This window comes from Pseudomonas farris (assembly GCF_019145235.1).
Classification (GTDB): Bacteria; Pseudomonadota; Gammaproteobacteria; order Pseudomonadales; family Pseudomonadaceae; genus Aquipseudomonas; species Aquipseudomonas farris.
The window spans coordinates 18138-39142 of record NZ_JAHSTV010000002.1; the positions used below are offsets into that span (position 1 = coordinate 18138).

Here is a 21005-nt window from a genome sequence, read left to right on the forward strand (position 1 = left end):
GGGGTGTTTCATTCTGGCCCGATATTTTAAGCTGATATCATTCAAGAGCTTACAAACCGAGTAGAAAAATATGAATCGTCGTAAAAAAATAAAGCAGTTATTAAAGGCTCACGCCAAAAAGGCTAGTGCCAAATTGGCACCGCCAAGCAAGTCCAAATACATTAGTAAAGCTGACCGATTGAAGCTGGCTGCTGAATCCAGTCACGACTCAATCATTTCTTCTGAAAGCTGATCTATGTAGCTTGAGCACCATTGCTCGGCTATCGGTCCAGCAGAGGTGCCAGCAATGCACACATGCTGCGCCAGTGCGAACCCTCCCAGTAAATCCGTTGGCAGTTGTCGCAGCGCAGGAAATGCGAATAGAGGACACCAACGCGGGGCGGTACCTGCTGTCGGGCCAGTTCCGTGCTGATCTCGTGCAGCGGCAGGTTGCAATGAAGGCACAGGCTGAATGGCCGCGCGCTACGCGCCAGGTCGAGGCGTTCGTACAATTCGCGCAGCTGCAGCGACGGTTTCAGGGCATGCACGTAACAGCCGTGGCTGATGATCCGCCGCTTGAGCAGTTCGCGATCGCGGGTTAGCACGATGCGTCCTTGCTGCGCTGCGATCTCGGCGATCTCGCTATCCTCGAAGCCATTATCGTAGAGGGTGTCGAAGCCGCTCATGCGCAGCAGATTGGCCAGCCCGCCAAGGTGCGCATCAGCGACGAAGCGCAGCACCCGTAAAGGTTGCGCACGAACCTTTAGCAGCGGGCTGATGTCTAGCGCTTCGAACTTGGGATACACCGCCAACCGGTCACTGTCGAAGATCACGCGCTCGAAGCCCACCGACTCGCCGTTGAGCAGCACCAGCTCGACCTCGGTGTGCGGGATCCCGAGCGCCTCGATCATATGCTTGACCGTCGCCCCTCGCGCGCACTCGCAAGTGAAGGACTGCCGCCGCCGTTCGGCCGGCAGGAAATCGTTGAGCTCCTCGTAGAAGCGGAAGGTTGCACGGGTCATGCTGAACAGTATGGCAGGGCTACAGGATGAGTGAGTCTAGTCCGGACATCTTCTCCGGGAGGCCTTCCACCTGATCCACCATCTCTTTTCTGCCATTCCGTACTGGAACTTCAAGAAGGCCTACAGGATCGCTGCTGAGCGATTCACCGCCAGCAGTGTCGCCGTCATCAAGACCGTACTGGGTTGCGTGCTTCTCTCGATCTTATTGTTTTTCCTCAAGCGCCCGGCGGCGTCGACCAAATGGACTCAGGCGGCTATCTGCGCCTTCTTTGGCATCTTTGTGCTGTTCCACTTCGAAACGTCCGCCTATCGACATTACGCTGCAGCAGGTGTGGTGGTAGTGCTGATGGCCAGTGCCTCAATTTCCTCGATCATTCTGGGGCGCATTTTTCTCAAGGATGCCATTACCGCGAACGCGACCGTGGGCGCCGCACTGGCTATCGCCGGGATCGCGGTGATCTACAAGCTCCAATGACAAAGCTACCATTAGAGTAGCTTCTGCCAGCGACAACCTATTTTTTTGAGGACTTGCTAGGTTTCAAGTCGGGATTATTTCCTTGCGTGTCTTTATTGTCACGACGACGTTTATCAACTTCGCCGGTTGATTTAGCAATTGGCTTTGGGCCTGGTTTAAGCGCCATAAGATTTCTCCTTTATTTTAATATTGATTTTGGTGTTGCAGAATCATCTTATTGGTACTGGCGGATACTTCAATAGACATGAGATGCTTGATTTTAGCCATGTGAAAAATTGAGTTAGCTTTGGCAGCATCTACCGACCTACTGCCGCACAGGTGGATGCCCATCTAACGGTGCAACCTCTGACGGGGCACCGTATCAAGATTTGCCTAGTCGCCCAAATTAACGGCATTACCGTTAATCCGGACATAATAATTATCGAATTCACCGCTTTCGACGAACACAAAGCCATGGCGAGTGTAAAAACGATTTGAAGCGCTTTCCTTGAGAGCACCAACCTTGATGGGGCGCCCGATCTCATCAGCCTCTCTGAAAATCTGAGTAAGAACTTCAGAACCGATTCCTGCTCCTTGAGCACTGGGTATCACATACAAGTGGTCAAGCAGAAGCTCGCTCTGATGGTCTTTGATAACGACAAAACCGACCAGATCACCTGATACTTCTATGCGGCGTGGGCTGTTAGCGTCGAACCCACCAAGAAATCGTTCGCGCGCACGATCTGGGTTAAATCGTCCAAGCCGTTCAAGGCTCTCGCGCATGGCCTCAATCCTGATGGCTACCAGATCTTCCAGGTCGTTATTGGAAGCTGCGCATAAAACGACAGCGGAGTTTTGATCAGCGGAGGCTGGCATAACAAGCACCCTAAACATGGCCGGTCAGTCATTATAGAAAACAGAATCCGCACAACCACTACTGCCTCGGTTCAATGGAGGCGATGGCTCCATATCAGCTTCAGGGGGATGTGTTCGCGGGACGCTTACTGCGTATTTAAGGGGCGTGTTCACGCGACTGCCAATGCAGCGGCCGAGCGAGATTATTGAGTAGCTGCCGCGTAGATGGGCGCCCGTTTAACCACGCAAGGTCTTTTGGGCGGACGCTTACCGTCCAGGGCCTGGCTACAAGGTTTTAGAAAATGCGTAAGTGATGGGCTTGAAACTGGAGGCAGTCTGCAGCTTCCGTTTCCCAGATGCTGACAGTTCAGTTGGAAGAGTTGCTCAGCTGCTGAAGCTCAAGTTGCTTGGCAGCACTGGCTTCGAGGGTTGCACGCTCTTCATCCAGATACCGATAAATGCTTTGGAGGTTGGCGATTTTCTGTTTGATTTCTGCCATCTTCTTTTCAATTAGCTTCGCGCCGTCAGCACAATCGATCAGCTTGTTCCGCTGCGCATCCAGAATCTCGCCTATTTCCCCCAGGGAAAACCCCATGCTTTGCGCGCGCTGGATAAAGTCCAGATCCTGCAGAGTTTGCACTGTGTAAACGCGATAGTTGTTAGTTTGCCGCAGCGGTGAGATCAGGCCGATTTGCTCGTAGTAACGCAGCGTATGGCGGCTGGCGCCGCTGCGGGCCTCAAGTTCGCCGATTTTCATGAAAACACCGCTTGACTATAGAGCTGGGTCGATAGTTTACGCTTGATTTCTCACCTTAAACAAGGAGCAGGGAAATGAGCGTGGAGTGCTTTGTCACGGGGGGTACCGGCTTCGTCGGTCAACATTTGGTGGCGTACCTTAGTGCAAAAGGTCACACCATTCGGGTGTTGATGCGTCGCCCAGAGCGACTAGCTGTACTGCGGGAGCAAGTCGATAATTTGGGAGGGTGCGCAACCCGGGTATTTGCCGTAGCTGGCGATCTGGAACGGGACAACCTCGGGCTGAGTCTTGCTGACCGAGAAGTGCTAAGGCACGCCAGAGTCATATTCCACCTAGGCGCCCACTTCGCATGGGGACTTTCAGTGGAGCATTCTCGTGCGGTGAATGTGGAAGGGGCAAAGCGCGTGGCGCTGTTGGCGGCTGAGCAAAAAAGCCGTTTAGTGATGATCGGCGGCTACATGCTGAAAAATCATGAACATCTGCAACGCATCGGAATTGATCCTCGTCATCCGGAGTTGACGAATTGGCCTGCCGTCTACCGACATGTCGGTGGTTACGAGGGAAGTAAGCTGGAGGCGCATTTTGCGACCCTGGAGGTCATGTCCGCCAAGGGCGGGGAGATTACCGTTGTCCACCCTGCGACTGTCTGTGGCCACAGCCGCACGGGGCATATCCTTGACGGTCAGCCGCTGGTGGAGCTGATACGCAACCTTGTGCAGGGAAAGCTGACTGCAGTGCCCGGTACCGCCGAGCACTGGCTGCCACTGGTCACCGTGGATTACCTGGTTGAGCTGGTGGCAGTTTGTGCTTTTGATCCTGCCATGGTGGGCCAGGAACTGCTGGCGCTTGACGACCAAACTCCAAACTTGCGAGAACTCCTGATACAGGTGGCACAACCTTTGGGCTTAAAGTCTCCCAAGCATCACATTTCACTCCGATTGCTGAAGTTGCTACTGAGTATTCCTCCCGTCGCGTGGTTTTTGAATACAAAACCCGAAGCCTTGGACTTTATCCAGACCACTCGTTTTGATACAGCGGCGGTCGAGCAATTTGCCAACAGGCATGGAATAGCCAAACCGGATATACGTCAGTCTTTGCAGCACACTGCAACGTTCGTCAATTCATATTGCATAGCCAAGCGCTAGGCCCTCTGACCTCTCCCTTGGCGGCGACAAGAAGGCGAATAGCATCCTGCTGGGCGATCCAGCTTATGCCACAATAAATACTGGGGTAGGTGGGATCTTCGTATCCTCAAACTTTGCGCCGTCGATATAGGGCGGCATTCTATCGAACGACAATTCAGCGACAGGGATCGTCATCAATGCAATCTACTTTCAGCAAAGGCGTCATATTTGCACTCTCCGCTGCGGCACTGAACGCAACGATCGGTGTACTCAGCAAAATACTCATGAGTAATGGTTTCACCGCTAGCAGTGTCGCTGTCATCAAGACCGTACTGGGTTGCGTGCTTCTCTCGATCTTATTGTTTTTCCTCAAGCGCCCGGCGGCGTCGACCAAATGGACTCAGGCGGCTATCTGCGCGTTCCTTGGCATCTTTGTGCTGTTCCACTTCGAAACGTCCGCCTATCGACATTACGCTGCAGCAGGTGTGGTGGTGGTGCTGATGGCCAGTGCCTCAATTTCCTCGATCATTCTGGGGCGCATTTTTCTCAAGGATGCCATTACCGCGAACGCGACCGTGGGCGCCGCACTGGCCATCGCCGGGATCGCGGTGATCTTCGGCGCCGACCTGCAGCAGGGCTTTACCCTGCAAGGTGCTGCGCTAGCCTCCATGGCCGGCTGCGGCTATGGGGCCTTTTCGGTAGCCATGAAGCGGATGGGCGTGTCGGGGGGACTGCACTTCACCCGGCAATTGCTGTTCTTTGGCAGCCTGTATCTGCTGATGCCGGCTGCGGCCGATGGTTTCGTGATCGGCGAGCTGTCGCCATTGGCGATCGCCGCACTGCTGGCGCTGGCCGCGCTGCCGACCATCCTCGGCTTCTTTTGCACCACCAAGGCCATCGAGTATCTCAAGCCATCCCAAGTGCAGGCGCTGGAGCTGACCGAGCCGCTGTTCGCCGCGCTGCTGGCGTTTGTGGCGCTCAATGAAGTACCGCGCGAAAGCCTGTACGCGGGGGCGGCACTGATCATCGTCGGGCTGTGTTTCTCCAATGAACTGATCCGCTTGGGCAGCAAAGCGTCCGTCCCGTCGACCGGGTGAGCTATTTTCGGATCCTGATTGCTTTAGCAATCAGTGGTTTTTAAGTGTTTTGAGCGACTGACCGCTTCTGGCCCAGAGTGTGTAAAAACGCTAGATCCCGTTTCGATCTTCAAGGCTGAGCGACTGTCCGGCTTAGTAGCCTGATCAAGGCACGATGTCCCTTCCTGATGAGCTAACCGCCCCAGCAACGCGCCAGATCATCGGGACACGTAAAAACAGGCCGGTTTTTAGGCTGTTGGCGCTTTCATCAAGTGATGGGTACCGATGATTTTCATGACCCGTTTCAAGTTGTAGGCGAGCACATTCAAGCTCATCTCCGTACTCACCCCGGCCAGCTTTCGCGTCAGGAAGTGCGTCGCACCCATCCATTGTTTGAGCGTCCCGAAGGGATGTTCAACTGTCCGTTTTCGGACTCGCATCATCTCTGGCGCTTTGCTCAGCCGAAGCTGCATCTCCTCCAATACGTCTTTATGTTCCCAGCATCGAACTCGTCGTTCCGTGCTCGGGGTGCATTGCGACTTCAACGCGCAATCCTGGCATTTCGAACTCCAGTAACGATGCAACTTCAGGCCTTTTTCAACGTAGGAATAGTGCCAGGTCAGCGCCTCTCCAGCCGGGCAAATGTATTCGTTTTTTGCCGCGTCATAGATGAAGGCATCGTTATTGAAACGCCCGTCAGCCTTGGCTCCAGAGGTCATTGGCTTGGGCACATAGGCGGTGATACCTGCATGGTGACAAGCCAGGATTTGTTCGCTTTTGAAGTAACCTCGGTCAGCCACTACCGACAACGTATCTGACGCCATCGCCTCGCGGGCTTGCTTGGCCATCGAGCTGAGTTGATCGCGGTCGGAACCGACGTTGGTCACCTCATACGCAACGATCAAATGGTGCTGCGTATCGACCGCTGTCTGCACGTTGTAGCCAACGATTCCCGTGCCGCGCGTCATCATGGAGCGGCTGTCTGGATCGGTCAGTGAGACCTGTTTGTCCGGCGATTCATTGAGCTGGATTTCGATCGCCTGAAGCTCCTTCATTTGAGTTTTGAGCTTGGCGATTTTCTCTTCCAGCCGTACGGCGCTGGGCTCGGAAGCTGTTGGTTCTTGCCGATCAGCAGCATCGAGTGCCGTCAGGTAACGGTTGATGCTCGATTCAATTTCTTCCATTCGCCGCTTCAGTTTGGCGCTGGTGAAATTGCGGTCGCGGTTGTTAACCGCTTTGAATTTGCTGCCATCGATGGCGACCGATGTTCACCTTGGATGAAGCGCTTCATGGGCGATCCTTGCGATGAAATCCTCAGAAATCATAGCAAGTGTTCGCGAAGACGTTTTTACACACTCTGGGCCGCTTTCTGCCTAATGCGATGGGCCGCTATGGGTCGTCCTTTGCCGGTGCTGTTTACTGAGCGTTGAAGTTCGATGCAAACGCTGGGTTAGTTAAATGCGAACGGGTGGTCAAGTCAGTGCAATTGATCATTAAGCGATGGCCTCAAAAAGGCGTGTTACCGGACGCTTACAATATTCATGACTGCCTGACGTTTAGGTTAAGGAGCCGCGGTACGCGGTCCCAGAGAGCGAAGCGAACGGCTTGTTATACGTTAACCCTGTAACTCAAGGTTGCCTCATCGCCTGTGATCCCTCGGAATCCCCAGCAATGACTTGGCTGCTCAAATATTGTGATTTCAACGTCAACCGGATTTATAGCCAAGTTTCGCTCAAAGGCTGTAAATATTTGCTTTATGAGCTTCTTTTTTGTTTCTTCCGTTCGCCCAGAAATCATGCTTATTTCGATTACTGTGTATTTTTCAGATCTACCGTCGGGGTAATAAAAATTAGTTTTATCTAGCGGGACGAAACGGTGAGCACGCTTGTCTTCGGGTAACCCAAGAACAGTAGTCATGCAATTATGTAGCACATCGGACATCTGTGCTTTTTTGGCATTTAAATTGTAGTCAATTCCATAGACGGTGATCATTGCGATTCCTTGCAAGCGTATAACTACTAATTAGATGACATGCCATGTCGCGATGGCGTGTCGTATAACGTTCCTTGTCGTCCTGTAAGTCCTTGTCTAGCTTAGAGGTGGTCGCGGTAAATGCGACATTGCTCAGGGAGAAACGCGACATGGATGACGGCAAGCCCTGCTGCCCTCTAGAGTCGAAAGCAGCATCCGTGACACTACTCATTTGCCATCACCATGTCCACCGTCCACTTTTGGCCGATAGCGGTCTGTCATCAGCAGCTCCTTTTACCATCAGGATTTCCGGGGCCGCGATCATCTCGGCGAGCGACGACATTAGTGATGCGCAGAGTAGTGCCGCAGGAACGAATAAGGGGGACTCGGTACCTTTGGCGGTCGTGCCCTTCGCCTATATGTCGACACCGCTTGATAATCGTCTTTCGATAGGTCTGGGTCTCTATGCTCCGAGTGGCCTGATCAATGATTACGAGGGCTCTTTTCAGGGCCGCTACCATGGCTCCTACAGCACGACCAAGGAAATAACCCTGCAGCCCACCATTGCCTATCGAATCAATGATTACGTGTCCATTGGTGGCGGACCGACCATAAACCGTTTCAATGCAAAGCTTCAGAATTACCTGGCCACCGGCGCCCTGAACAACGGCCAGGACACACTGGTTACCATCAAAGGCGATGACACGGCACTTGGTTACAATGTCGGCGTCTTGTTTGACTTGAGTGATGCGACCCGTTGGGGGATTAACTATCACTCGAAGGTGAGCTATGAACTCAAAGGGCATACTGAGGTTTCCGGCTCCCCGAGCGTTATCCCGCTGGACGGAAAGTATGACAACAAGTTAGACCTGACTATGCCCGAATCAGTGGATACGTCCATCACCCATCATTTCAATAGTCGCTGGACGGGTTACCTGGGGACCACTTGGAAACGTTGGAGCCGGATCCAGAAGGTCGAGGCAGTCAACAGCGGTCTTTCCCCCCTGGGTCAGGCGGCTGGCCTGGGACGTGTGACCGAAGAAATGAACTGGCGCGACACTTGGTCCACCGCAGTTGGCGCATCCTGGCAGTTGAACCAACAATGGCTGCTGCGCGCAGGCTACGCCTATGATCCGTCGCCCATCAGAAATGCCGATCGCAGCGTGCGCGTTCCGGTCGGGAATCGCCAGGCCGTGACTTTGGGCGGCGCTTACTCACCGAATTCCGATCTGACGATAGACTTTGCTTACGGTTATCTCTGGGATTCCAAAGCCTCAGTAAAGCAGTCGAACAACTCCGGTCTTCAACCGGAATACAGTGCCAACTACGAAAATAGTGCGCATGGAATTTCAGTGCAGGCAACCTATCGGTACTGATCGCTGGTGACGTTTCTGAAGCGGACAAGAGGCGTGTTTACCAGAACTTGGCGACGGATCTGGCTCGGATAGAAGATGCCTTCGCGACCTACCGTGCCACACCTCTGGCGGTGGATGAGCGAGCAGCGGGGGACAAGTATGAAGATGTAATGACTGCGGCGGTCGAGGACGCCTGAGCGCTGTCTTATGCAGATGTACTAATTTATGATGCTGCATTGATAAATTTGGATACGGCATCATGAGTACACGTTCCGACCTTCTGACCACCGCTGAACTATTGTTGCGTACAAAGGGCTATGCAGCTTTCAGTTACGCCGATCTCGCAGCTGACATCGGCATCAAGAAGGCGAGTATTCACCATCATTTCCCGACCAAGGAAGGTCTGGCAATTGCCATTGTTGAGAGCTACCTGTTCCGATACAAGAAGCAGCTGGAGGTTATCAATGATGAATATTCCGGCATTATTGAACGTCTCGATGCCTTCGCCCTGATGTTTGCGCAAAGCAGTGAGAACGGCATGTTGCCGCTCTGTGGCGCCTTGGCCGCGGAGTTACTGGCATTGCCGCAAAGCCTAAAGGAAATGACGCGGGACTTTTTCGAAATCCATCTCGACTGGCTTCAGGCCAATATCGCTCTAGGCCAAGCGGCAGGGGAGCTCAAAGCTGAGCTGGACGGCGTGAAGATCGCCAGAGTCATCCTGAATACGCTGGAAGGTGGCAGCTTTGTAGCCTGGGCATTGAACGACAAGTACGACCGTTCTTCTGGATTCGATTTCATTTTAGATGGACTTCGGGTGGCCGAACCGCACCACTAATGCCCGATCCGCTTTTTTTGCTTTATGAGACGACCGATTCTGCCATCGCCAGCTCGGTCTGCTGTTCCTGCCAAGTAAGTAGCTCCATCCGCTTATCGCTCACCTCCTGAATTTTATTCCCGCGTACTGGACTGACGAGAGCCTATCTCGTCTCCCGGTTGTGCTGCGGATATCTGGCCATGCCTATGGCCTGAGGTGGAAAGGCTATAACCAATAAGATGGCAAGCCCTACATTTTAATAATGATGTCTGCGTATTCCAGACAGGCCGGGTCGCGGGTGCATTTGTTCGGCAGCTGGGGGATGGGTTTAAAGATCTCTTGAATGGCTGCCTACTAGTTGGTAGGGTTGTATCTCTTTCGGGCGGCCAAACGCCCTGTCCACAAAGAGGATTGAATAAATGAGCAACAACCTGAATGGTATCGACGTAGCCGCACTCCAGCAGTTTGCCCAAGGCGTTGCTGAGGATGTGACCAAGCGCAAGGCAAGTTTCAACGTCAAGACCCAATGGGAGTACCAGACTCGCTCAGTCGCGAAAGTCAGCCGTTACAGCTTGGCAGGTGAAACCTACTCACGCGATTTTGAAATCGTGGCCGATGAACCAAATGAATTGCTGGGCCAGAACACCGCGCCTAACCCCCAGGAACTGTTGATGGCAGCACTCAATGCCTGCATGTCGGTCGGTTATGCCGCCAACGCCGCAATGATGGGTATCAAGATTCATAGCTTGGAAATCGAGACGGATGGCACCCTCGACTTGCGCGGTTTTCTGGGGATTGAAGAGAGTGTCAACCCGGGCTACGACGAGGTAAGTGTGGTTATTCGCCTGCACACCGATGCTTCCCGTGAGCGCGTTGAAGAGCTGCACAAAGTGGTGCTCAAGACGTCGGTCAACTACGCAAACTTCTCGAAAGCCATCCGTATGGTGCCCACCCTCGAAGTTCGTGAAGGCTGATTTCGACTCTCCACGCACCAGCAGGCGATGAGTCGTCTTGGTGCCAAGTTTTAAATCTTGATCAGAAGGACTGATGAAATGAGCGATTTCTTTAAAGGTCAGAAACTGTTAGTCGTCGGTGGTACCAGCGGAATGGGCTTGGAAACGGCCCGCATGGTTCTCAAGGCGGGCGGTAGCGTGGTGCTTACCGGAAGCAAGCAGGATAAGGCCGAGGCTGCACGCCGTGAATTGAGCCCGCTGGGTTCTGTGTCCGTAATCGTCGCCAACCTGATGACTGAAGAGGGCATGAATTCCGTTCGGCAGGAAATCAATACCCACCACAGCGATATCAGCCTGATGGTGAACTCTGCCGGGATTTTTGTTCCCAAGCCGTTCACTGAGCACGACGAAGCTGAGTACGACATGTACCTGTCGCTCAACCGGGCGACCTTTTTCATTACGCAAGCGGTGGTCAAGAACATGCTTGCCGCCAAGCGCGAAGGGGCGATAGTCAACGTCGGCTCCATTGGTGCACAGGCAGCATTGGCCGGTTCACCGGCATCGGCCTATTCCATGGCCAAAGCGGGGCTGCATGCATTGACCCGCAACCTGGCCATTGAATTGGCCCACTCCGGAATCCGGGTCAATGCAGTCTCGCCAGGGATCGTCCATACCTCGATCTACGAGGGTTTCATGGACAAAGAGGCGATCCCGGAGGCAATGAAGTCGCTTAACGCTTTCCACCCACTCGGGCGAGTCGGTGTTCCCGAAGATGTGGCTAATACCATCCTGTTCCTGCTTTCCGACAAGGCGTCCTGGGTGACCGGTGCTATCTGGGATGTGGACGCCGGTGTCATGGCGGTACGTGCCTGACCACATCAGCAAGCGCGACCTTATGAAAGTCCCCCGTTGGGGGGGCTTTCTGTCGTCACTCCAACTATTTGCTTGAAACGCCGGCAACGCGGTCTCTATTAATTTTGGTGCAGGATGAATTATGCAAACCCCTTCAAAAAAATATGCAGTGGATATCTGGTCTGATTTTGTCTGCCCCTGGTGCTGGATTGCCAAGCGCCGCTTCGAAAAAGCGCTGGAGCGTTTTCCTGAAAAAGACAGTGTGCAGGTCAATGTCAGGGCCTATCGTCTGGCGGCGAATCACGCGCCAGAGCCTATGGTTGCGGCTCTTAAGCGCAAGCTTGGAAACCCGGACTCCGCCGACGCGATGATGAGCACCGTCAGTAAATATGGCAAAGCCGATGAGCTGAATTACCGTTTTGACACCATGCTGTTTGGCGACACCGCTGATGCCCACGTATTGGTCAAGGCGGTTGAAGATCCGACAGCGAAGAAGCGGCTGGTAGAGGCGCTGTATGAGCAGAGTACGACCCATGGTAAGTCGCTGTTTGATCGCAGCAGCCTGAAGACCATTGCCAAGGCAGTAGGTGTATCGGATGAGTCAATTCAACTGGCGTGGTCATCCGTTGAATTGCGCGCAGAGATGGAGGAGGACGAACATATCGCCACGCAACTGGGTTCGGGTGTTCCTTTGTTTGTATTCGACAATGCCTTCTCATTATCCGGCGCTCAGCCTGAGGCCGCGTTTCTTGAAGCGCTGAACAAGCTGCAAACGAAGTCAAAGACTGAGGATGACGCGTTCATCGGCCAGATCTGCGGTATAGATGGCTGCAAGACTTGATCGGCAGAAGGTGTGCGGCACTGAGTAGTGCCGCTTTCCAGTAGCATAGAAAACGAGGCAAAAATGAGCCGTATCGTTGAGTTGAGTGCCCCACAGTTCGCCCGTTTTGTTGCCAAAGGCAGCAGCGTCGTGCTGTTTTCCGCGTCGTGGTGCAAGCCTTGTCAGGAGATGAAGCCGGTCTTTCATGCCTTGGAAGAAAAGCTCCACGCCTTGGCGGTTTTTGGAAAGATCGATGTGGCGGTGTCTCCGACGATCTCGCAGATGTACGGCATCCGTGCAGTGCCATCCTTGGCGGTGTTTCACGAGGGTCGGTTGCTCCGGGTCATGCCCGGATCCCGTTCAGTTGCAGCGCTGAAAAAAGCGGTTCTTGCGGAGTTGGAAGAGGCCGTGTAACCAGGCTCCTCTGTTCAGCATTGAACGCCACTTTCTGGATATCAGGCTTCGCCCGCGGCATATGCCGGATAGTCGGTATAGCCCTTGGCAATCGTTTCGCTCACCCCGTAGTAGGTCGCGCGATCACCCTCAGCCAATGGCCAGCCGTACTGCATGCGTTCCGCCAGATCGGGGTTGGCGATATAGGCGGTGCCGAAGGCGATCAAATCGAGCTCGCCCTTAGCAAGTTCCGATTCAGCGAGCGCTTGGGTAAACCCGCCGGCCGCCATCAACGTACCTTTGTAGGCTTCACGGAACGCTGCACCGAAACCAGGCGGCGTCTGGGCAGCGAGGATGGTCGGTTGATAGTTCAGGTGAACGTACGCCAGCTCACGTTCGTTGAGCGCTGCCGCCATGCTCATCCAGGTTTCTTCTTCGCCTTCGTACACACCAAAGTCATAAAGGCGGCCAAATGGCGAAAAGCGCACGGCAACGTTCGAACTGCCGATTTCATCAGCAATCGCGTCAATGGTTTCGAGCAGGAAACGCTGGCGATTGGCGATTGAGCCACCGTACTGGTCAGTGCGGGTGTTCAGGGTGCTGCTGAGGAACTGGTCGAACAGAAAGCCGTTGGCCGCCATGATTTCGATGCCGTCAAAACCTGCTTCCATCGCCAGCCGCGCAGACTTCACAAAGTCGGCGGTGACGCGTTTTACTTCGTTCGTCTCCAACGCACGTGGCACGCTGGGTGGCACGTGGCCGGACTTGCCCGGTTCGATCCATGCGTAAACCGTGGTGTCGACCGCCGACTGCGTACCTGAAGAAACCGGGACCGCGTTATCCGGGTGTACCGATACATGGGACATACGGCCGACGTGCCACAACTGCGCGAAAATCTTCCCACCCTTGGCATGCACGGCATCGGTGACCTGACGCCAGCCTGGCAAATGTTCATTGGCGTAAATACCCGGGGTGTACAGATAGCCGCGGGCTTCTTCGGAAATCGGCAGACCTTCGGTGATGATCAGGCCGGCGGTTGCGCGCTGAGCGTAATACAGCGCGGTGAATTCATCAGGGATGTTTTCCAGGGTTCGAGTGCGGGTCATCGGAGCCATGACAACACGGTTGGCCAATGCGGTACCGGACAGATCGTAAGGGGTGAACAACTTATTCATGATTAAACTCGACGTCGTTGACAGGTTGAAAGCCAGCGTTTGATTTATGACTTATCGAATGCGTCCAGCACGTGTGTGCTGTAGACCAGCGCGGCGCCGGCGTTCATGTTGATGGCTACGCCAAGCGCTTCACCGATTTCCTCGCTGGTAACACCGACTTTCTTCGCTTCGGCGGCGTGGAAGGCGATGCAACCGTCGCAGCGAGTGGTCACGGCCACGGCCAGGGAAATCAATTCGCGGGTCTTTGCGTCTAGATGATTGGTCTTGGCGCCTGCGGCGCCGAGTGACGCCATGCCTTTCATTGTTTCCGGAGAAAGGCCGTTAAGCTCTACCAGACGAGTGTTGATGTCTTTACGAGTTTGCTTCCAGTCTTGCATGGGATTCTCACATGGATATGGATGGTGGTGGTTACAGTGATGTTTGAAACTCGATAACAAGCTACCATCCAGTTGGTAGGCTAACAATGAGTTCGTGTTGATTGTTACTATCAACACAATCGAAGAAAGGGGGCGGCCTCGTCTTTGGCAGCAGAACGCGGCCAATACCGCGCCGTCGACAGGCGACAAGGCTGCAGCGGCTAGGTCTGCTAGCCTTGAGGGCTTTGGGGGCTATAGAAGGGCTGATAAAGTTGCAAGGTGGGAAAGGGCTGGGCAAAGCTGAGCTGTCTGAGCTGGAACGATATGCTGCCTCCCAGGGGCGCGTCGGTGCACTTGTTAACTCAAAGCGCTACTGGATTTTTTACAACCACTGGGTATGAAATTTTCGATAGGGATGAAGCGCCGCTCGCTATTCGTCAAACCGCCCAGTTCAAGCATTTGTGTCCTGCGTCGGCAACCTATTTACGAAAGTCGTTAGGCACCTCGGTGGTTTCGGAGTAACCCGTTCAGGGAAATGACTTCGTCCCCTTTACCACGGCATCAAACCAAGATTTCCGCGAGAGCGGAGCCTATGTGTGTTCCGAATGGAATTGCGCACAAAGGTGCAGTACCTTGTATTTGTAGCATCCTCGTGTCCCAGTCCTGTCCAGGTTGAGAGGTGGCCTTCATGAACAACATCATCTACATCGTTGGAGTAGTTGTGATCGTCGTGGTTATTCTGTCGTTCCTCGGGTTTGCATAGCTTCGAAGACCCACTGAACGATTGCCCGGCACCGAAAGCAGTCAAGCTTTGACCCAGCGTTGACGGCTCCAGCTGCTCAACGTATCGACGGCGAGTACCAGTAACAGCATGGCCAGAATAACCGTGCTGGCTTGCGCTTCCTGGAACAGGCTGAGGCTGACATAGAGCATTTGCCCCAAACCACCTGCGCCGACGAAACCGAGCACACTGGCCATGCGGATATTGTTTTCCCAGCGATACAGGATGTAGGCCAGTAGCTGTGGCAACAGGTTGGGCAGGGTGCCGTAACAGAAAGCCGATACGGCGTTGCCGCCTTGCAGGCGGATGGCTTCGGCCGGCTCTGGTGGGGTGTTTTCCAGCGCTTCGGCGAACAACCGACCAAGTACGCCGGTGGTGTGCAGGGCTAATGCCAGGGTGCCGGCATTGGGGCCGAGACCGGCAGCAAGGACCATTAGCGCAGCCCACACCAGTTCCGGAACCGCGCGCAAGGCGTTGAGCGCCAGGCGCGACGCACTCTGCAATGGCCAGCCGAAGCGCCCGGCCGCAGGCAATGCCAATAACAGACCGAATACCGCCGCGAGCAGGGTGCCCAGGGCCGACATGGCAATGGTTTCCAAGGCGCCGTGGCCGATGGCTTGCAGATGGCCCGAACTCAGGTCCGGGCTGAGAAAACGCTGCGCATAAGCGCCCATCTGCTTCAGGTTGCCGGTGCCGCCGAGCTCGCCGAGGTCGATGCCCAGGTAGATGAACGAGGCGATCACCGCTGCGCCGATGCAGAGCAGCAGTGCCAGGTTGATCAGGCGATTCATGCCAGCCTCCAGCGCAACAGGCGGCTGAGTTGATCGGCGAGCAGTACCAGCACGAGAAACGTCAGTAACAAACTGGCCACTTCACCACCGGCGAACATGCGCAACGACAGATCCATTTGCTGGCCCAGACCGCCGGCACCAACAAAGCCCATCACCACCGAGGCGCGGATGGCGCATTCCCAGCGGTACACCGTGTACGACAGCAGCTCCGCCGCGACATTGGGCAGAATCCCGTAGAAAAAGGCTGCGAGCCGACCGCTGCCCGATTGCAGTAGCGCGTGGGCAGGGCGCTGGTCGACCGACTCGAAAATTTCCGCGTAAACCTTACCCAACATGCCGCTGTAGGTAATGGCAATGGCCAGCACCCCGGCCGTCGGGCCGAGGCCGACGGCGCGCACGAACAATAGAGCCCAGACGATTTCCGGCACGCTGCGCAGGAAGATCAGTAAACCGCGTACCGGCCAGCGCAGCAGTTGGCCCCAATAGCTCGGGTGGCCGGCACGGGAAGCAGCAGACAGCGACAGAGCACGGCTGGCCAGCAGGCTGGCGGGTACTGCCAACAGCAACGCCAGGGCCATGCCGGCCGTGGCGATGGCCAGGGTCTGCAGGGTGGCTTGCAACAGCAGTTCAATGAACGCCTCGCCATGGGCCGGTGGCCAGAAGGCGGATACAAACCGGCCTATCTCGCTCTGACTGTCACTCGCCACCAGCACGCTGAGGTCCAACTCGCTGAAGTGGATGCCCGGCCACAGCAAGGCAAGGGCCAGCAAGGTGAGCAGCAGGCGGGGCCGGGTGGCCGGATCTCGGGTATCACGGGTCAGCATCGGGGAATCTGCACACTCAAGGGCGCCGGAGCAATCGGTGGGGACAGCAGTTGTTCGTTGGCGTAGAGCTTGTCGAGCAACTCACGGTCGACTTCGCTGGCCTGAAGGTCGAACAGGATCTGTCCGTCACGCAAGCCGATGATGCGCGAAAAGTGCGCCAGGGCCAGCTCCACCGCATGCAGGCTGGCGACCAGGGTGACGTTGTGCTGCCGGGCATGGCTACAGAGCACCGAAAGCGTGTGTTGGGCCAACACGGGGTCCATGGCCGATACCGGCTCATCGGCCAGCAACACCTCGGGCGCTTGGTACAACACGCGGGCAATGCCCACGCGCTGCAACTGTCCACCGGACAGTTGCTGGCATTGCGCGAACAACTTGTCACTCAGGTCCAGTCTGGCCAATGCCGCGCGTGCGCCCGGAATATCCAGTGGATGCACCAGGTTCAACAGGCTCCTGCCCAAACCCCACTGACCCAGCTTTCCGGCCAGAACCGCAGTGATCACGCGCTGGCGCGGTGGCAGGGGAGGCGACTGATGGATCAGGCCGATGCGAGCGCGCAGACGTTGACGCTGACGGGCAGAAAGCTGCCAGGCTCGCTCGCCGAGCACCTGCAGCTCGCCGTTGCCCGGTCGCAGGGCGGTGGCCAGCAGGTTGAGTAGACTCGACTTACCCGCGCCGGACGGGCCAATGATGGCGACCTGTTCGCTGGCGCCAATGTGCAGGTCCACGCCACGCAGCGCTTGAACGCCGTTGGCGTGGGTAAGGCTGACCTGGGTCAGACGCAATGTCATTTGAGCAGTTCGGCGGCGAGGGCGGCTTCCTCGATGCCCTTGTAGTTCTCAGGCTTGGTTTCGATGAATCGGCTGGCGGCCTGCAGATCCAGAATCTCCTTGTCCGCAGGCTTCGCCGGATCGAGCGCCAGGAAGGCTGCCTTTATCTTGGCCGCCAGCGCTGGGTCGAGGGTCCCGCGCACCGTCCAGTTGTAGTCGAAGTAGGCCGGGGTAGTCGCAAACACTTTGACCTTGGTGGTGTCGACCTTGCCGGCGGCGACCAGTTTTTCCCACACACTGGCGTTCAGTACGCCGGCGTCGACCTTGCCGGCCTGGACCCAGGCGACAGTGGCGTCATGGGCGCCGGAGTAGCCTACGCGACTGAAGTAGGTTTCAGGCTTGATGCCGTCCTTGAGCATAAAGTAGCGCGGCATAAGACTGCCCGACGTGGAGGACACCGAGCCGAATGCAAAGGTCTTGCCCTTGAGATCGGCGAGGGACTTGACGGCAGGGTCGGCGGTGATGAATTTGCTAGTGAATTGGGCGTCCTGTTCGCGCTGTACCAGCGGAATGGCATTGCCGGTTTTCAGGCGTGCCTGCACGAACGTGAAGCCGCCCAGCCAAGCCAGGTCGATGCGGTCGGTGGCCAGCGCTTCGACCACGGCTGGATAGTCACTCACCGGCACAAACTCGACTTTCATGCCCAACTGTTGTTCCAGATAGGCGCCAAGCGGCTTGAACTTGCGGAGCAGTTCGGTCGGGGCTTCATCGGGAATTGCGCTGACTTTCAGCGTATCGGCGGCCTGCGCCAACAGGGTGCAAAATGACAGGGTCAAGCCGATGGCCAATGCCAGGGTACGCTTGAGCATGGAAGATCTCCGGTGTATTAACGAAAGAATGTCGAGGCGCCTGGCACAAGTGGATCCAGCCTGGTGCTTTGTGAGGGTAGACGAAATGGAGCGAAATTGACTGCTTTTGGTTGAAGAGCGCAGATCGAAAAGGCTCCCTTCTGCTCAGCCAATTGAATCAAGCCATCGCAAAACAATCAGCACCCGTTTTTTCGGCTGTTCAAGTGGGCCAGATTCATCCACCACATTCAAGCCAGCGCCTGGAATCAGGTCAGTGGTTCGAAAAAATTACCGAATTGCCATGTGCGGCTATAGTCATTTACCGAGGCCCTATGAAGGGTTCATACCCACCTCGGCAAGCGCCCCCATTGACCGGCAGCACCGAGCCCATGCGCAAGGAGATACCCATGAAGCATTCTGCGATTGCTGGATTGTTCGTCACGGCCGCAATGTTAGCCTCACCGGTGTTTGCTGCAGACAAAGATCTTTGTACGTCAAACATACAACAAATCAAACAAGTGCTGGACAGTGAGCCGACGACATCAGAGAACGCCAAGGACAACATCAAAGCCTCGCTGAAACGTGCAGAAGATGCGCAGAAAGCTGGCGATGACAAGGCGTGCATCAGTGAAACAACCAAGACGCTGGAAAAAATCCAGACCCGAAATCCTGCCGACAAGGGCTGACGGGCCTTTGGGTTGGTTTGATGACCCGCGTTGGCGTACACGACACCGGCTTGCTGCTCGAGTTGATTCAAAGAGCAGTGAGTTCGGGGCCGTTCAGAATTCGATGCCAGTTGCGAAATTCGCGCCGCGGCCCTCCGGCGCGTTGCTAGTTACCGTCCGCCACTTTACGTTCTATCTCCGCTATTTTTCGCCTGAGCTCTTCAGCCTCCCGCTCCTGGTTTCGCGCTTCCTCCAGACTTTCGGCGTCACTGTCGCTGTCCTCAAGTTCTCTTTCGACCACATCGTCGGGTTTGCCAGATGTATCGGTAGGCGGGGTCGCTTCTGCTTTGTCGTCATTAACACGGTCATCATTGTTCATGTCGCTCACCTCCATTGGCCTACACATTGGATTCAGCGGTATGGAAGGAGTTCGGGTTTTTCAGCCTTTATGACACGATTCAATGGTTCCGTTTTCAGTGACGTCTCTCCCTTGCCTCAATGGCATGTCGCAAACGCTTCCTCGCGTGTCGTCCCCGGCCAACCGCGCGCTACAACACGATTTTCGTCGATGATAAAGACCCACTTCGTCACGGCTTTCAACTGGCCTGATCGGTCGCATAATGGTGCTAGTTTGAGCTTCTGCAGGTAGCATGACGCTGCGCACCAAATGACAGATTGGCTAACGTAACCGAGTGGGTCGAACATTGATCGAACGACGTCAATTCAGCGGAGGCATGAAAGGAAAAAACCTCCGCTATCTGAATGAAAACACTGGCGAGCCTGCTCGAATGACTCGGGCGGGCTTTTTGCTGCTCGAGCATTTCTCGCTGCCTGCGTTCACGCAAGCGCTGGACACGATTGTCACCGCAAATCTTTTGCGCCCCGGGTTGTTCTCTTCCCGAACGTTCGGTTTGAATGAGGGGGAGGTCGTCAGCGATCTGGGCCTGGTCATTCGTCCGGATGCGCGTATCGACTCTTCAGCCATTCACGACCTGGACCTGCTGGTTATTTGCGGCGGCTACAGGACAGAACTGAAGGCGACTGATGAGCTCATCAGCCTGTTGCGAGCGGCGGCAGACCAAGGTGTCATTCTGGCCGGGTTGTGGAACGGTGCATGGTTCCTGGGCAGCGCAGGCTTGCTCGATGGATACCGTTGCGCCATTCACCCCGAACATCGTCCCGCACTTGCAGAAATCTCCAAGGCGACGCATGTCACCAGTGAGCCCTATGTCATCGATCGGGACCGGCTCACCGCGTCCAGTCCCTCTGGCGCATTTCATATGGCGTTGGACTGGATCAAAGAACTGCACGATAAAGCCCTGGTCGAGGGTATCGAGGACATTCTTGCTTTCGAGGAGTCTCGTTATCGACGCATCAAACCGGCTGAAAATATCTGTGTGAGCGCGCCGTTGCGAGAGGTGGTCAAGCTGATGGATGCCAACCTCGAAGAACCGCTGGAGTTGGAGCAACTGGCCGTCTACGCCGGCCGTTCCCGGCGACAACTCGAACGCTTGTTCAAGGAGCAGCTCGGGACAACGCCGCAGCGATATTACATGGAGCTGCGCATTACCGAAGCGCGTCGACTCCTTCAGCACACAGAGTTGTCACAGGTAGACGTGCTGGTTGCCTGCGGCTTTGTGTCGCCCAGTCATTTCAGCAAGTGCTATAGCTCGTACTTCGGCTACAGGCCTTCCAAGGAAAAACGGCTGGTCAAATAGCCGCTTTTTGAGTCCCGACGAAGATCTCCCGACGGTGCAAATCTGCCGTCGGGAACGACCCGGTGACGGCCGCTCGCTGGAGCAGTGCCACCGGACAAGTCCGCGAATTCAGCCCTTGGACGCCATCGCGGTGACTTCCACACGCATACCTTCGACGGCCAGAGAGGCCACGCCAACGGCGGCGCGAACCGGCCAGGGCTTGGCGAAGAAGCGCTTGTAGACTTCGTTGAAAGCGGCGCGGTCGGCCATGTCAGTGAGGTAGATGGTCAGATGCAGCACCCGATCCATGGAACTGCCGGCAAGCTCCAACGCCACCTTGAGCGCTTGCAGGGTGCACTCGCTCTGCTCGGCGATGCCACCCAGCTCCAGACTGCCGTCGGCACGGGTGGGGATCTGGGTGGAGACCAACAGGCCGCCGAAACCGGCGACGTCGGAGGAGATGGATTCCGGATCTGGGTCGGGGAGAAAGGTGATGTCGTGGTTTGCCATGGGGGATCTCTTGAGGTGGTGAAGGGCGGTTGTGTATGGGACGGCTGGCCTGACATCGTCAGCGGGCTCAGTCCCGAGGTATTCAATTGAGGCAATGCGTTCTGAAGGGCCAGTTTACAGCGTCATCGTCGTGCCGTTCGTGCATCAGCTCGAAAACACGGAA

General features: G+C 55.6%; 24 protein-coding genes and 2 pseudogenes. 12 read left to right on the plus strand and 14 right to left on the minus strand.

Annotated elements, in window-relative coordinates; all coding sequences use genetic code 11:
• The first annotated feature begins 70 nt into the window (after window positions 1–70).
• A complete protein-coding gene (locus tag KVG95_RS03310; RefSeq protein ID WP_081729292.1) occupies window positions 71–232 on the plus strand; it encodes a DUF2986 domain-containing protein in 162 nt (53 codons plus the stop codon).
• A gap of 28 nt (window positions 233–260) precedes the next feature.
• Here the strand turns inward: KVG95_RS03310 and KVG95_RS03315 are convergent, their stop codons facing one another.
• Window positions 261–1001 (minus strand): Mut7-C RNAse domain-containing protein, encoded by a 741-nt coding sequence (locus KVG95_RS03315; protein WP_217854498.1) that lies wholly within the window; start codon window positions 999–1001, stop codon window positions 261–263.
• Window positions 1002–1095: 94 nt separating this feature from the next.
• Between KVG95_RS03315 and KVG95_RS03320 the strand changes: the two are divergent.
• A pseudogene (locus tag KVG95_RS03320) lies at window positions 1096–1464 on the plus strand (EamA family transporter); the annotation flags it as partial.
• 49 nt (window positions 1465–1513) lie between these two features.
• Here the strand turns inward: KVG95_RS03320 and KVG95_RS29995 are convergent.
• The 3 genes from KVG95_RS29995 to KVG95_RS03330 form a co-directional block, all read right to left on the minus strand.
• Window positions 1514–1642, minus strand: a complete 129-nt coding sequence (locus tag KVG95_RS29995) for a hypothetical protein (protein ID WP_256214295.1) — start codon at window positions 1640–1642, stop codon at window positions 1514–1516.
• Window positions 1643–1848: 206 nt separating this feature from the next.
• Window positions 1849–2331 (minus strand): GNAT family N-acetyltransferase, encoded by a 483-nt coding sequence (locus tag KVG95_RS03325; protein ID WP_217854499.1) that lies wholly within the window; start codon window positions 2329–2331, stop codon window positions 1849–1851.
• Between the two features lie 346 nt (window positions 2332–2677).
• Window positions 2678–3067 carry a MerR family transcriptional regulator gene (locus tag KVG95_RS03330; protein ID WP_056725146.1) on the minus strand — a complete coding sequence of 130 codons (390 nt, stop codon included), beginning with the start codon at window positions 3065–3067 and terminating at the stop codon, window positions 2678–2680.
• Window positions 3068–3141: 74 nt separating this feature from the next.
• Here KVG95_RS03330 and KVG95_RS03335 point away from each other — a divergent pair, with 74 nt between their 5' ends.
• Together KVG95_RS03335 and KVG95_RS03340 are read left to right on the plus strand one after the other, a co-directional pair.
• A complete protein-coding gene (locus KVG95_RS03335) occupies window positions 3142–4212 on the plus strand; it encodes an SDR family oxidoreductase (RefSeq protein ID WP_217854500.1) in 1071 nt (356 codons plus the stop codon).
• Window positions 4213–4388: 176 nt separating this feature from the next.
• Window positions 4389–5288: a DMT family transporter gene (locus KVG95_RS03340; protein WP_217854501.1), complete on the plus strand. Its 900-nt coding sequence runs from the start codon at window positions 4389–4391 to the stop codon at window positions 5286–5288.
• Window positions 5289–5515: 227 nt separating this feature from the next.
• Here KVG95_RS03340 and KVG95_RS03345 read toward each other — a convergent pair.
• Window positions 5516–6529 (minus strand): annotated as a pseudogene (locus KVG95_RS03345) (IS1182 family transposase); the annotation flags it as partial.
• A gap of 346 nt (window positions 6530–6875) precedes the next feature.
• Complete coding sequence (locus KVG95_RS03350) at window positions 6876–7259, minus strand: tautomerase family protein (RefSeq protein WP_217854502.1); 384 nt, start codon at window positions 7257–7259, stop codon at window positions 6876–6878.
• Between the two features lie 149 nt (window positions 7260–7408).
• Between KVG95_RS03350 and KVG95_RS03355 the strand changes: the two genes are divergently transcribed.
• The 6 genes from KVG95_RS03355 to KVG95_RS03380 all read left to right on the plus strand — a co-directional run bounded on the left by KVG95_RS03355 (window position 7409) and on the right by KVG95_RS03380 (window position 12446).
• Entirely contained in the window at window positions 7409–8614 is a 1206-nt protein-coding gene (locus KVG95_RS03355) for an outer membrane protein transport protein (RefSeq protein ID WP_225922895.1), read from the plus strand.
• 238 nt (window positions 8615–8852) lie between these two features.
• A complete protein-coding gene (locus KVG95_RS03360; protein WP_050682931.1) occupies window positions 8853–9428 on the plus strand; it encodes a TetR/AcrR family transcriptional regulator in 576 nt (191 codons plus the stop codon).
• 398 nt (window positions 9429–9826) lie between these two features.
• The gene (locus tag KVG95_RS03365) at window positions 9827–10381 is read left to right on the plus strand and encodes an OsmC family protein (RefSeq protein ID WP_050682930.1); all 555 of its coding nucleotides are present in this window, start codon (window positions 9827–9829) and stop codon (window positions 10379–10381) included.
• A gap of 78 nt (window positions 10382–10459) precedes the next feature.
• Window positions 10460–11233, plus strand: a complete 774-nt coding sequence (locus KVG95_RS03370) for an SDR family NAD(P)-dependent oxidoreductase (RefSeq protein ID WP_050682929.1) — start codon at window positions 10460–10462, stop codon at window positions 11231–11233.
• 121 nt (window positions 11234–11354) lie between these two features.
• The gene (locus KVG95_RS03375) at window positions 11355–12053 is read left to right on the plus strand and encodes a DsbA family oxidoreductase (protein ID WP_217854503.1); all 699 of its coding nucleotides are present in this window, start codon (window positions 11355–11357) and stop codon (window positions 12051–12053) included.
• Window positions 12054–12116: 63 nt separating this feature from the next.
• The gene (locus KVG95_RS03380) at window positions 12117–12446 is read left to right on the plus strand and encodes a thioredoxin family protein (protein ID WP_217854504.1); all 330 of its coding nucleotides are present in this window, start codon (window positions 12117–12119) and stop codon (window positions 12444–12446) included.
• A gap of 41 nt (window positions 12447–12487) precedes the next feature.
• Here KVG95_RS03380 and KVG95_RS03385 read toward each other — a convergent pair whose 3' ends face one another.
• The 6 genes from KVG95_RS03385 to KVG95_RS03410 form a co-directional block, all read right to left on the minus strand.
• Window positions 12488–13600, minus strand: coding sequence for an alkene reductase (locus KVG95_RS03385; protein WP_217854505.1), 1113 nt, complete (start codon window positions 13598–13600; stop codon window positions 12488–12490).
• A gap of 44 nt (window positions 13601–13644) precedes the next feature.
• The gene (locus KVG95_RS03390) at window positions 13645–13977 is read right to left on the minus strand and encodes a carboxymuconolactone decarboxylase family protein (RefSeq protein WP_123721201.1); all 333 of its coding nucleotides are present in this window, start codon (window positions 13975–13977) and stop codon (window positions 13645–13647) included.
• Window positions 13978–14760: 783 nt separating this feature from the next.
• Window positions 14761–15528: a phosphonate ABC transporter, permease protein PhnE gene (phnE, locus tag KVG95_RS03395; RefSeq protein WP_217854506.1), complete on the minus strand. Its 768-nt coding sequence runs from the start codon at window positions 15526–15528 to the stop codon at window positions 14761–14763.
• Window positions 15525–16352, minus strand: a complete 828-nt coding sequence (locus tag KVG95_RS03400) for a PhnE/PtxC family ABC transporter permease (protein WP_217854507.1) — start codon at window positions 16350–16352, stop codon at window positions 15525–15527. Before KVG95_RS03400 ends, phnE begins: the two co-directional genes overlap by 4 nt.
• Complete coding sequence (locus KVG95_RS03405; RefSeq protein ID WP_217854508.1) at window positions 16346–17143, minus strand: phosphonate ABC transporter ATP-binding protein; 798 nt, start codon at window positions 17141–17143, stop codon at window positions 16346–16348. The genes KVG95_RS03400 and KVG95_RS03405 overlap by 7 nt, the downstream gene beginning before the upstream one ends.
• Complete coding sequence (locus tag KVG95_RS03410; RefSeq protein WP_052963062.1) at window positions 17140–17991, minus strand: putative selenate ABC transporter substrate-binding protein; 852 nt, start codon at window positions 17989–17991, stop codon at window positions 17140–17142. The genes KVG95_RS03405 and KVG95_RS03410 overlap by 4 nt, the downstream gene beginning before the upstream one ends.
• Window positions 17992–18377: 386 nt before the next feature.
• Between KVG95_RS03410 and KVG95_RS03415 the strand changes: the two genes are divergently transcribed.
• Window positions 18378–18656: a PA2433 domain-containing protein gene (locus KVG95_RS03415; protein WP_217854509.1), complete on the plus strand. Its 279-nt coding sequence runs from the start codon at window positions 18378–18380 to the stop codon at window positions 18654–18656.
• Window positions 18657–18801: 145 nt separating this feature from the next.
• Here KVG95_RS03415 and KVG95_RS03420 read toward each other — a convergent pair whose 3' ends face one another.
• The gene (locus KVG95_RS03420; protein ID WP_052963077.1) at window positions 18802–19014 is read right to left on the minus strand and encodes a hypothetical protein; all 213 of its coding nucleotides are present in this window, start codon (window positions 19012–19014) and stop codon (window positions 18802–18804) included.
• 325 nt (window positions 19015–19339) lie between these two features.
• On the opposite strand from KVG95_RS03420, the gene KVG95_RS03425 reads away from it, so the two are divergent.
• Window positions 19340–20353 (plus strand): GlxA family transcriptional regulator, encoded by a 1014-nt coding sequence (locus KVG95_RS03425; protein ID WP_201060143.1) that lies wholly within the window; start codon window positions 19340–19342, stop codon window positions 20351–20353.
• A gap of 108 nt (window positions 20354–20461) precedes the next feature.
• On the opposite strand, the gene KVG95_RS03430 is transcribed toward KVG95_RS03425, so the two are convergent.
• Window positions 20462–20842, minus strand: a complete 381-nt coding sequence (locus tag KVG95_RS03430) for a RidA family protein (protein ID WP_217854510.1) — start codon at window positions 20840–20842, stop codon at window positions 20462–20464.
• Between the last annotated feature and the right edge of the window lie 163 nt (window positions 20843–21005).

Excerpts from the sequence above, each read along its gene's own strand:
- KVG95_RS03310 (WP_081729292.1), top strand. The coding sequence starts at position 71 with ATGAATCGTCGTAAAAAAATAAAGCAGTTATTAAAGGCTCACGCCAAA.
- KVG95_RS03315 (WP_217854498.1), bottom strand. The coding sequence starts at position 1,001 with ATGACCCGTGCAACCTTCCGCTTCTACGAGGAGCTCAACGATTTCCTG.
- KVG95_RS29995 (WP_256214295.1), bottom strand. The coding sequence starts at position 1,642 with ATGGCGCTTAAACCAGGCCCAAAGCCAATTGCTAAATCAACCGGCGAA.
- KVG95_RS03325 (WP_217854499.1), bottom strand. The coding sequence starts at position 2,331 with ATGCCAGCCTCCGCTGATCAAAACTCCGCTGTCGTTTTATGCGCAGCT.
- KVG95_RS03330 (WP_056725146.1), bottom strand. The coding sequence starts at position 3,067 with ATGAAAATCGGCGAACTTGAGGCCCGCAGCGGCGCCAGCCGCCATACG.
- KVG95_RS03335 (WP_217854500.1), top strand. The coding sequence starts at position 3,142 with ATGAGCGTGGAGTGCTTTGTCACGGGGGGTACCGGCTTCGTCGGTCAA.
- KVG95_RS03340 (WP_217854501.1), top strand. The coding sequence starts at position 4,389 with ATGCAATCTACTTTCAGCAAAGGCGTCATATTTGCACTCTCCGCTGCG.
- KVG95_RS03350 (WP_217854502.1), bottom strand. The coding sequence starts at position 7,259 with ATGATCACCGTCTATGGAATTGACTACAATTTAAATGCCAAAAAAGCA.
- KVG95_RS03355 (WP_225922895.1), top strand. The coding sequence starts at position 7,409 with ATGGATGACGGCAAGCCCTGCTGCCCTCTAGAGTCGAAAGCAGCATCC.
- KVG95_RS03360 (WP_050682931.1), top strand. The coding sequence starts at position 8,853 with ATGAGTACACGTTCCGACCTTCTGACCACCGCTGAACTATTGTTGCGT.
- KVG95_RS03365 (WP_050682930.1), top strand. The coding sequence starts at position 9,827 with ATGAGCAACAACCTGAATGGTATCGACGTAGCCGCACTCCAGCAGTTT.
- KVG95_RS03370 (WP_050682929.1), top strand. The coding sequence starts at position 10,460 with ATGAGCGATTTCTTTAAAGGTCAGAAACTGTTAGTCGTCGGTGGTACC.
- KVG95_RS03375 (WP_217854503.1), top strand. The coding sequence starts at position 11,355 with ATGCAAACCCCTTCAAAAAAATATGCAGTGGATATCTGGTCTGATTTT.
- KVG95_RS03380 (WP_217854504.1), top strand. The coding sequence starts at position 12,117 with ATGAGCCGTATCGTTGAGTTGAGTGCCCCACAGTTCGCCCGTTTTGTT.
- KVG95_RS03385 (WP_217854505.1), bottom strand. The coding sequence starts at position 13,600 with ATGAATAAGTTGTTCACCCCTTACGATCTGTCCGGTACCGCATTGGCC.
- KVG95_RS03390 (WP_123721201.1), bottom strand. The coding sequence starts at position 13,977 with ATGCAAGACTGGAAGCAAACTCGTAAAGACATCAACACTCGTCTGGTA.
- phnE (WP_217854506.1), bottom strand. The coding sequence starts at position 15,528 with ATGAATCGCCTGATCAACCTGGCACTGCTGCTCTGCATCGGCGCAGCG.
- KVG95_RS03400 (WP_217854507.1), bottom strand. The coding sequence starts at position 16,352 with ATGCTGACCCGTGATACCCGAGATCCGGCCACCCGGCCCCGCCTGCTG.
- KVG95_RS03405 (WP_217854508.1), bottom strand. The coding sequence starts at position 17,143 with ATGACATTGCGTCTGACCCAGGTCAGCCTTACCCACGCCAACGGCGTT.
- KVG95_RS03410 (WP_052963062.1), bottom strand. The coding sequence starts at position 17,991 with ATGCTCAAGCGTACCCTGGCATTGGCCATCGGCTTGACCCTGTCATTT.
- KVG95_RS03415 (WP_217854509.1), top strand. The coding sequence starts at position 18,378 with ATGAAGCATTCTGCGATTGCTGGATTGTTCGTCACGGCCGCAATGTTA.
- KVG95_RS03420 (WP_052963077.1), bottom strand. The coding sequence starts at position 19,014 with ATGAACAATGATGACCGTGTTAATGACGACAAAGCAGAAGCGACCCCG.
- KVG95_RS03430 (WP_217854510.1), bottom strand. The coding sequence starts at position 20,842 with ATGGCAAACCACGACATCACCTTTCTCCCCGACCCAGATCCGGAATCC.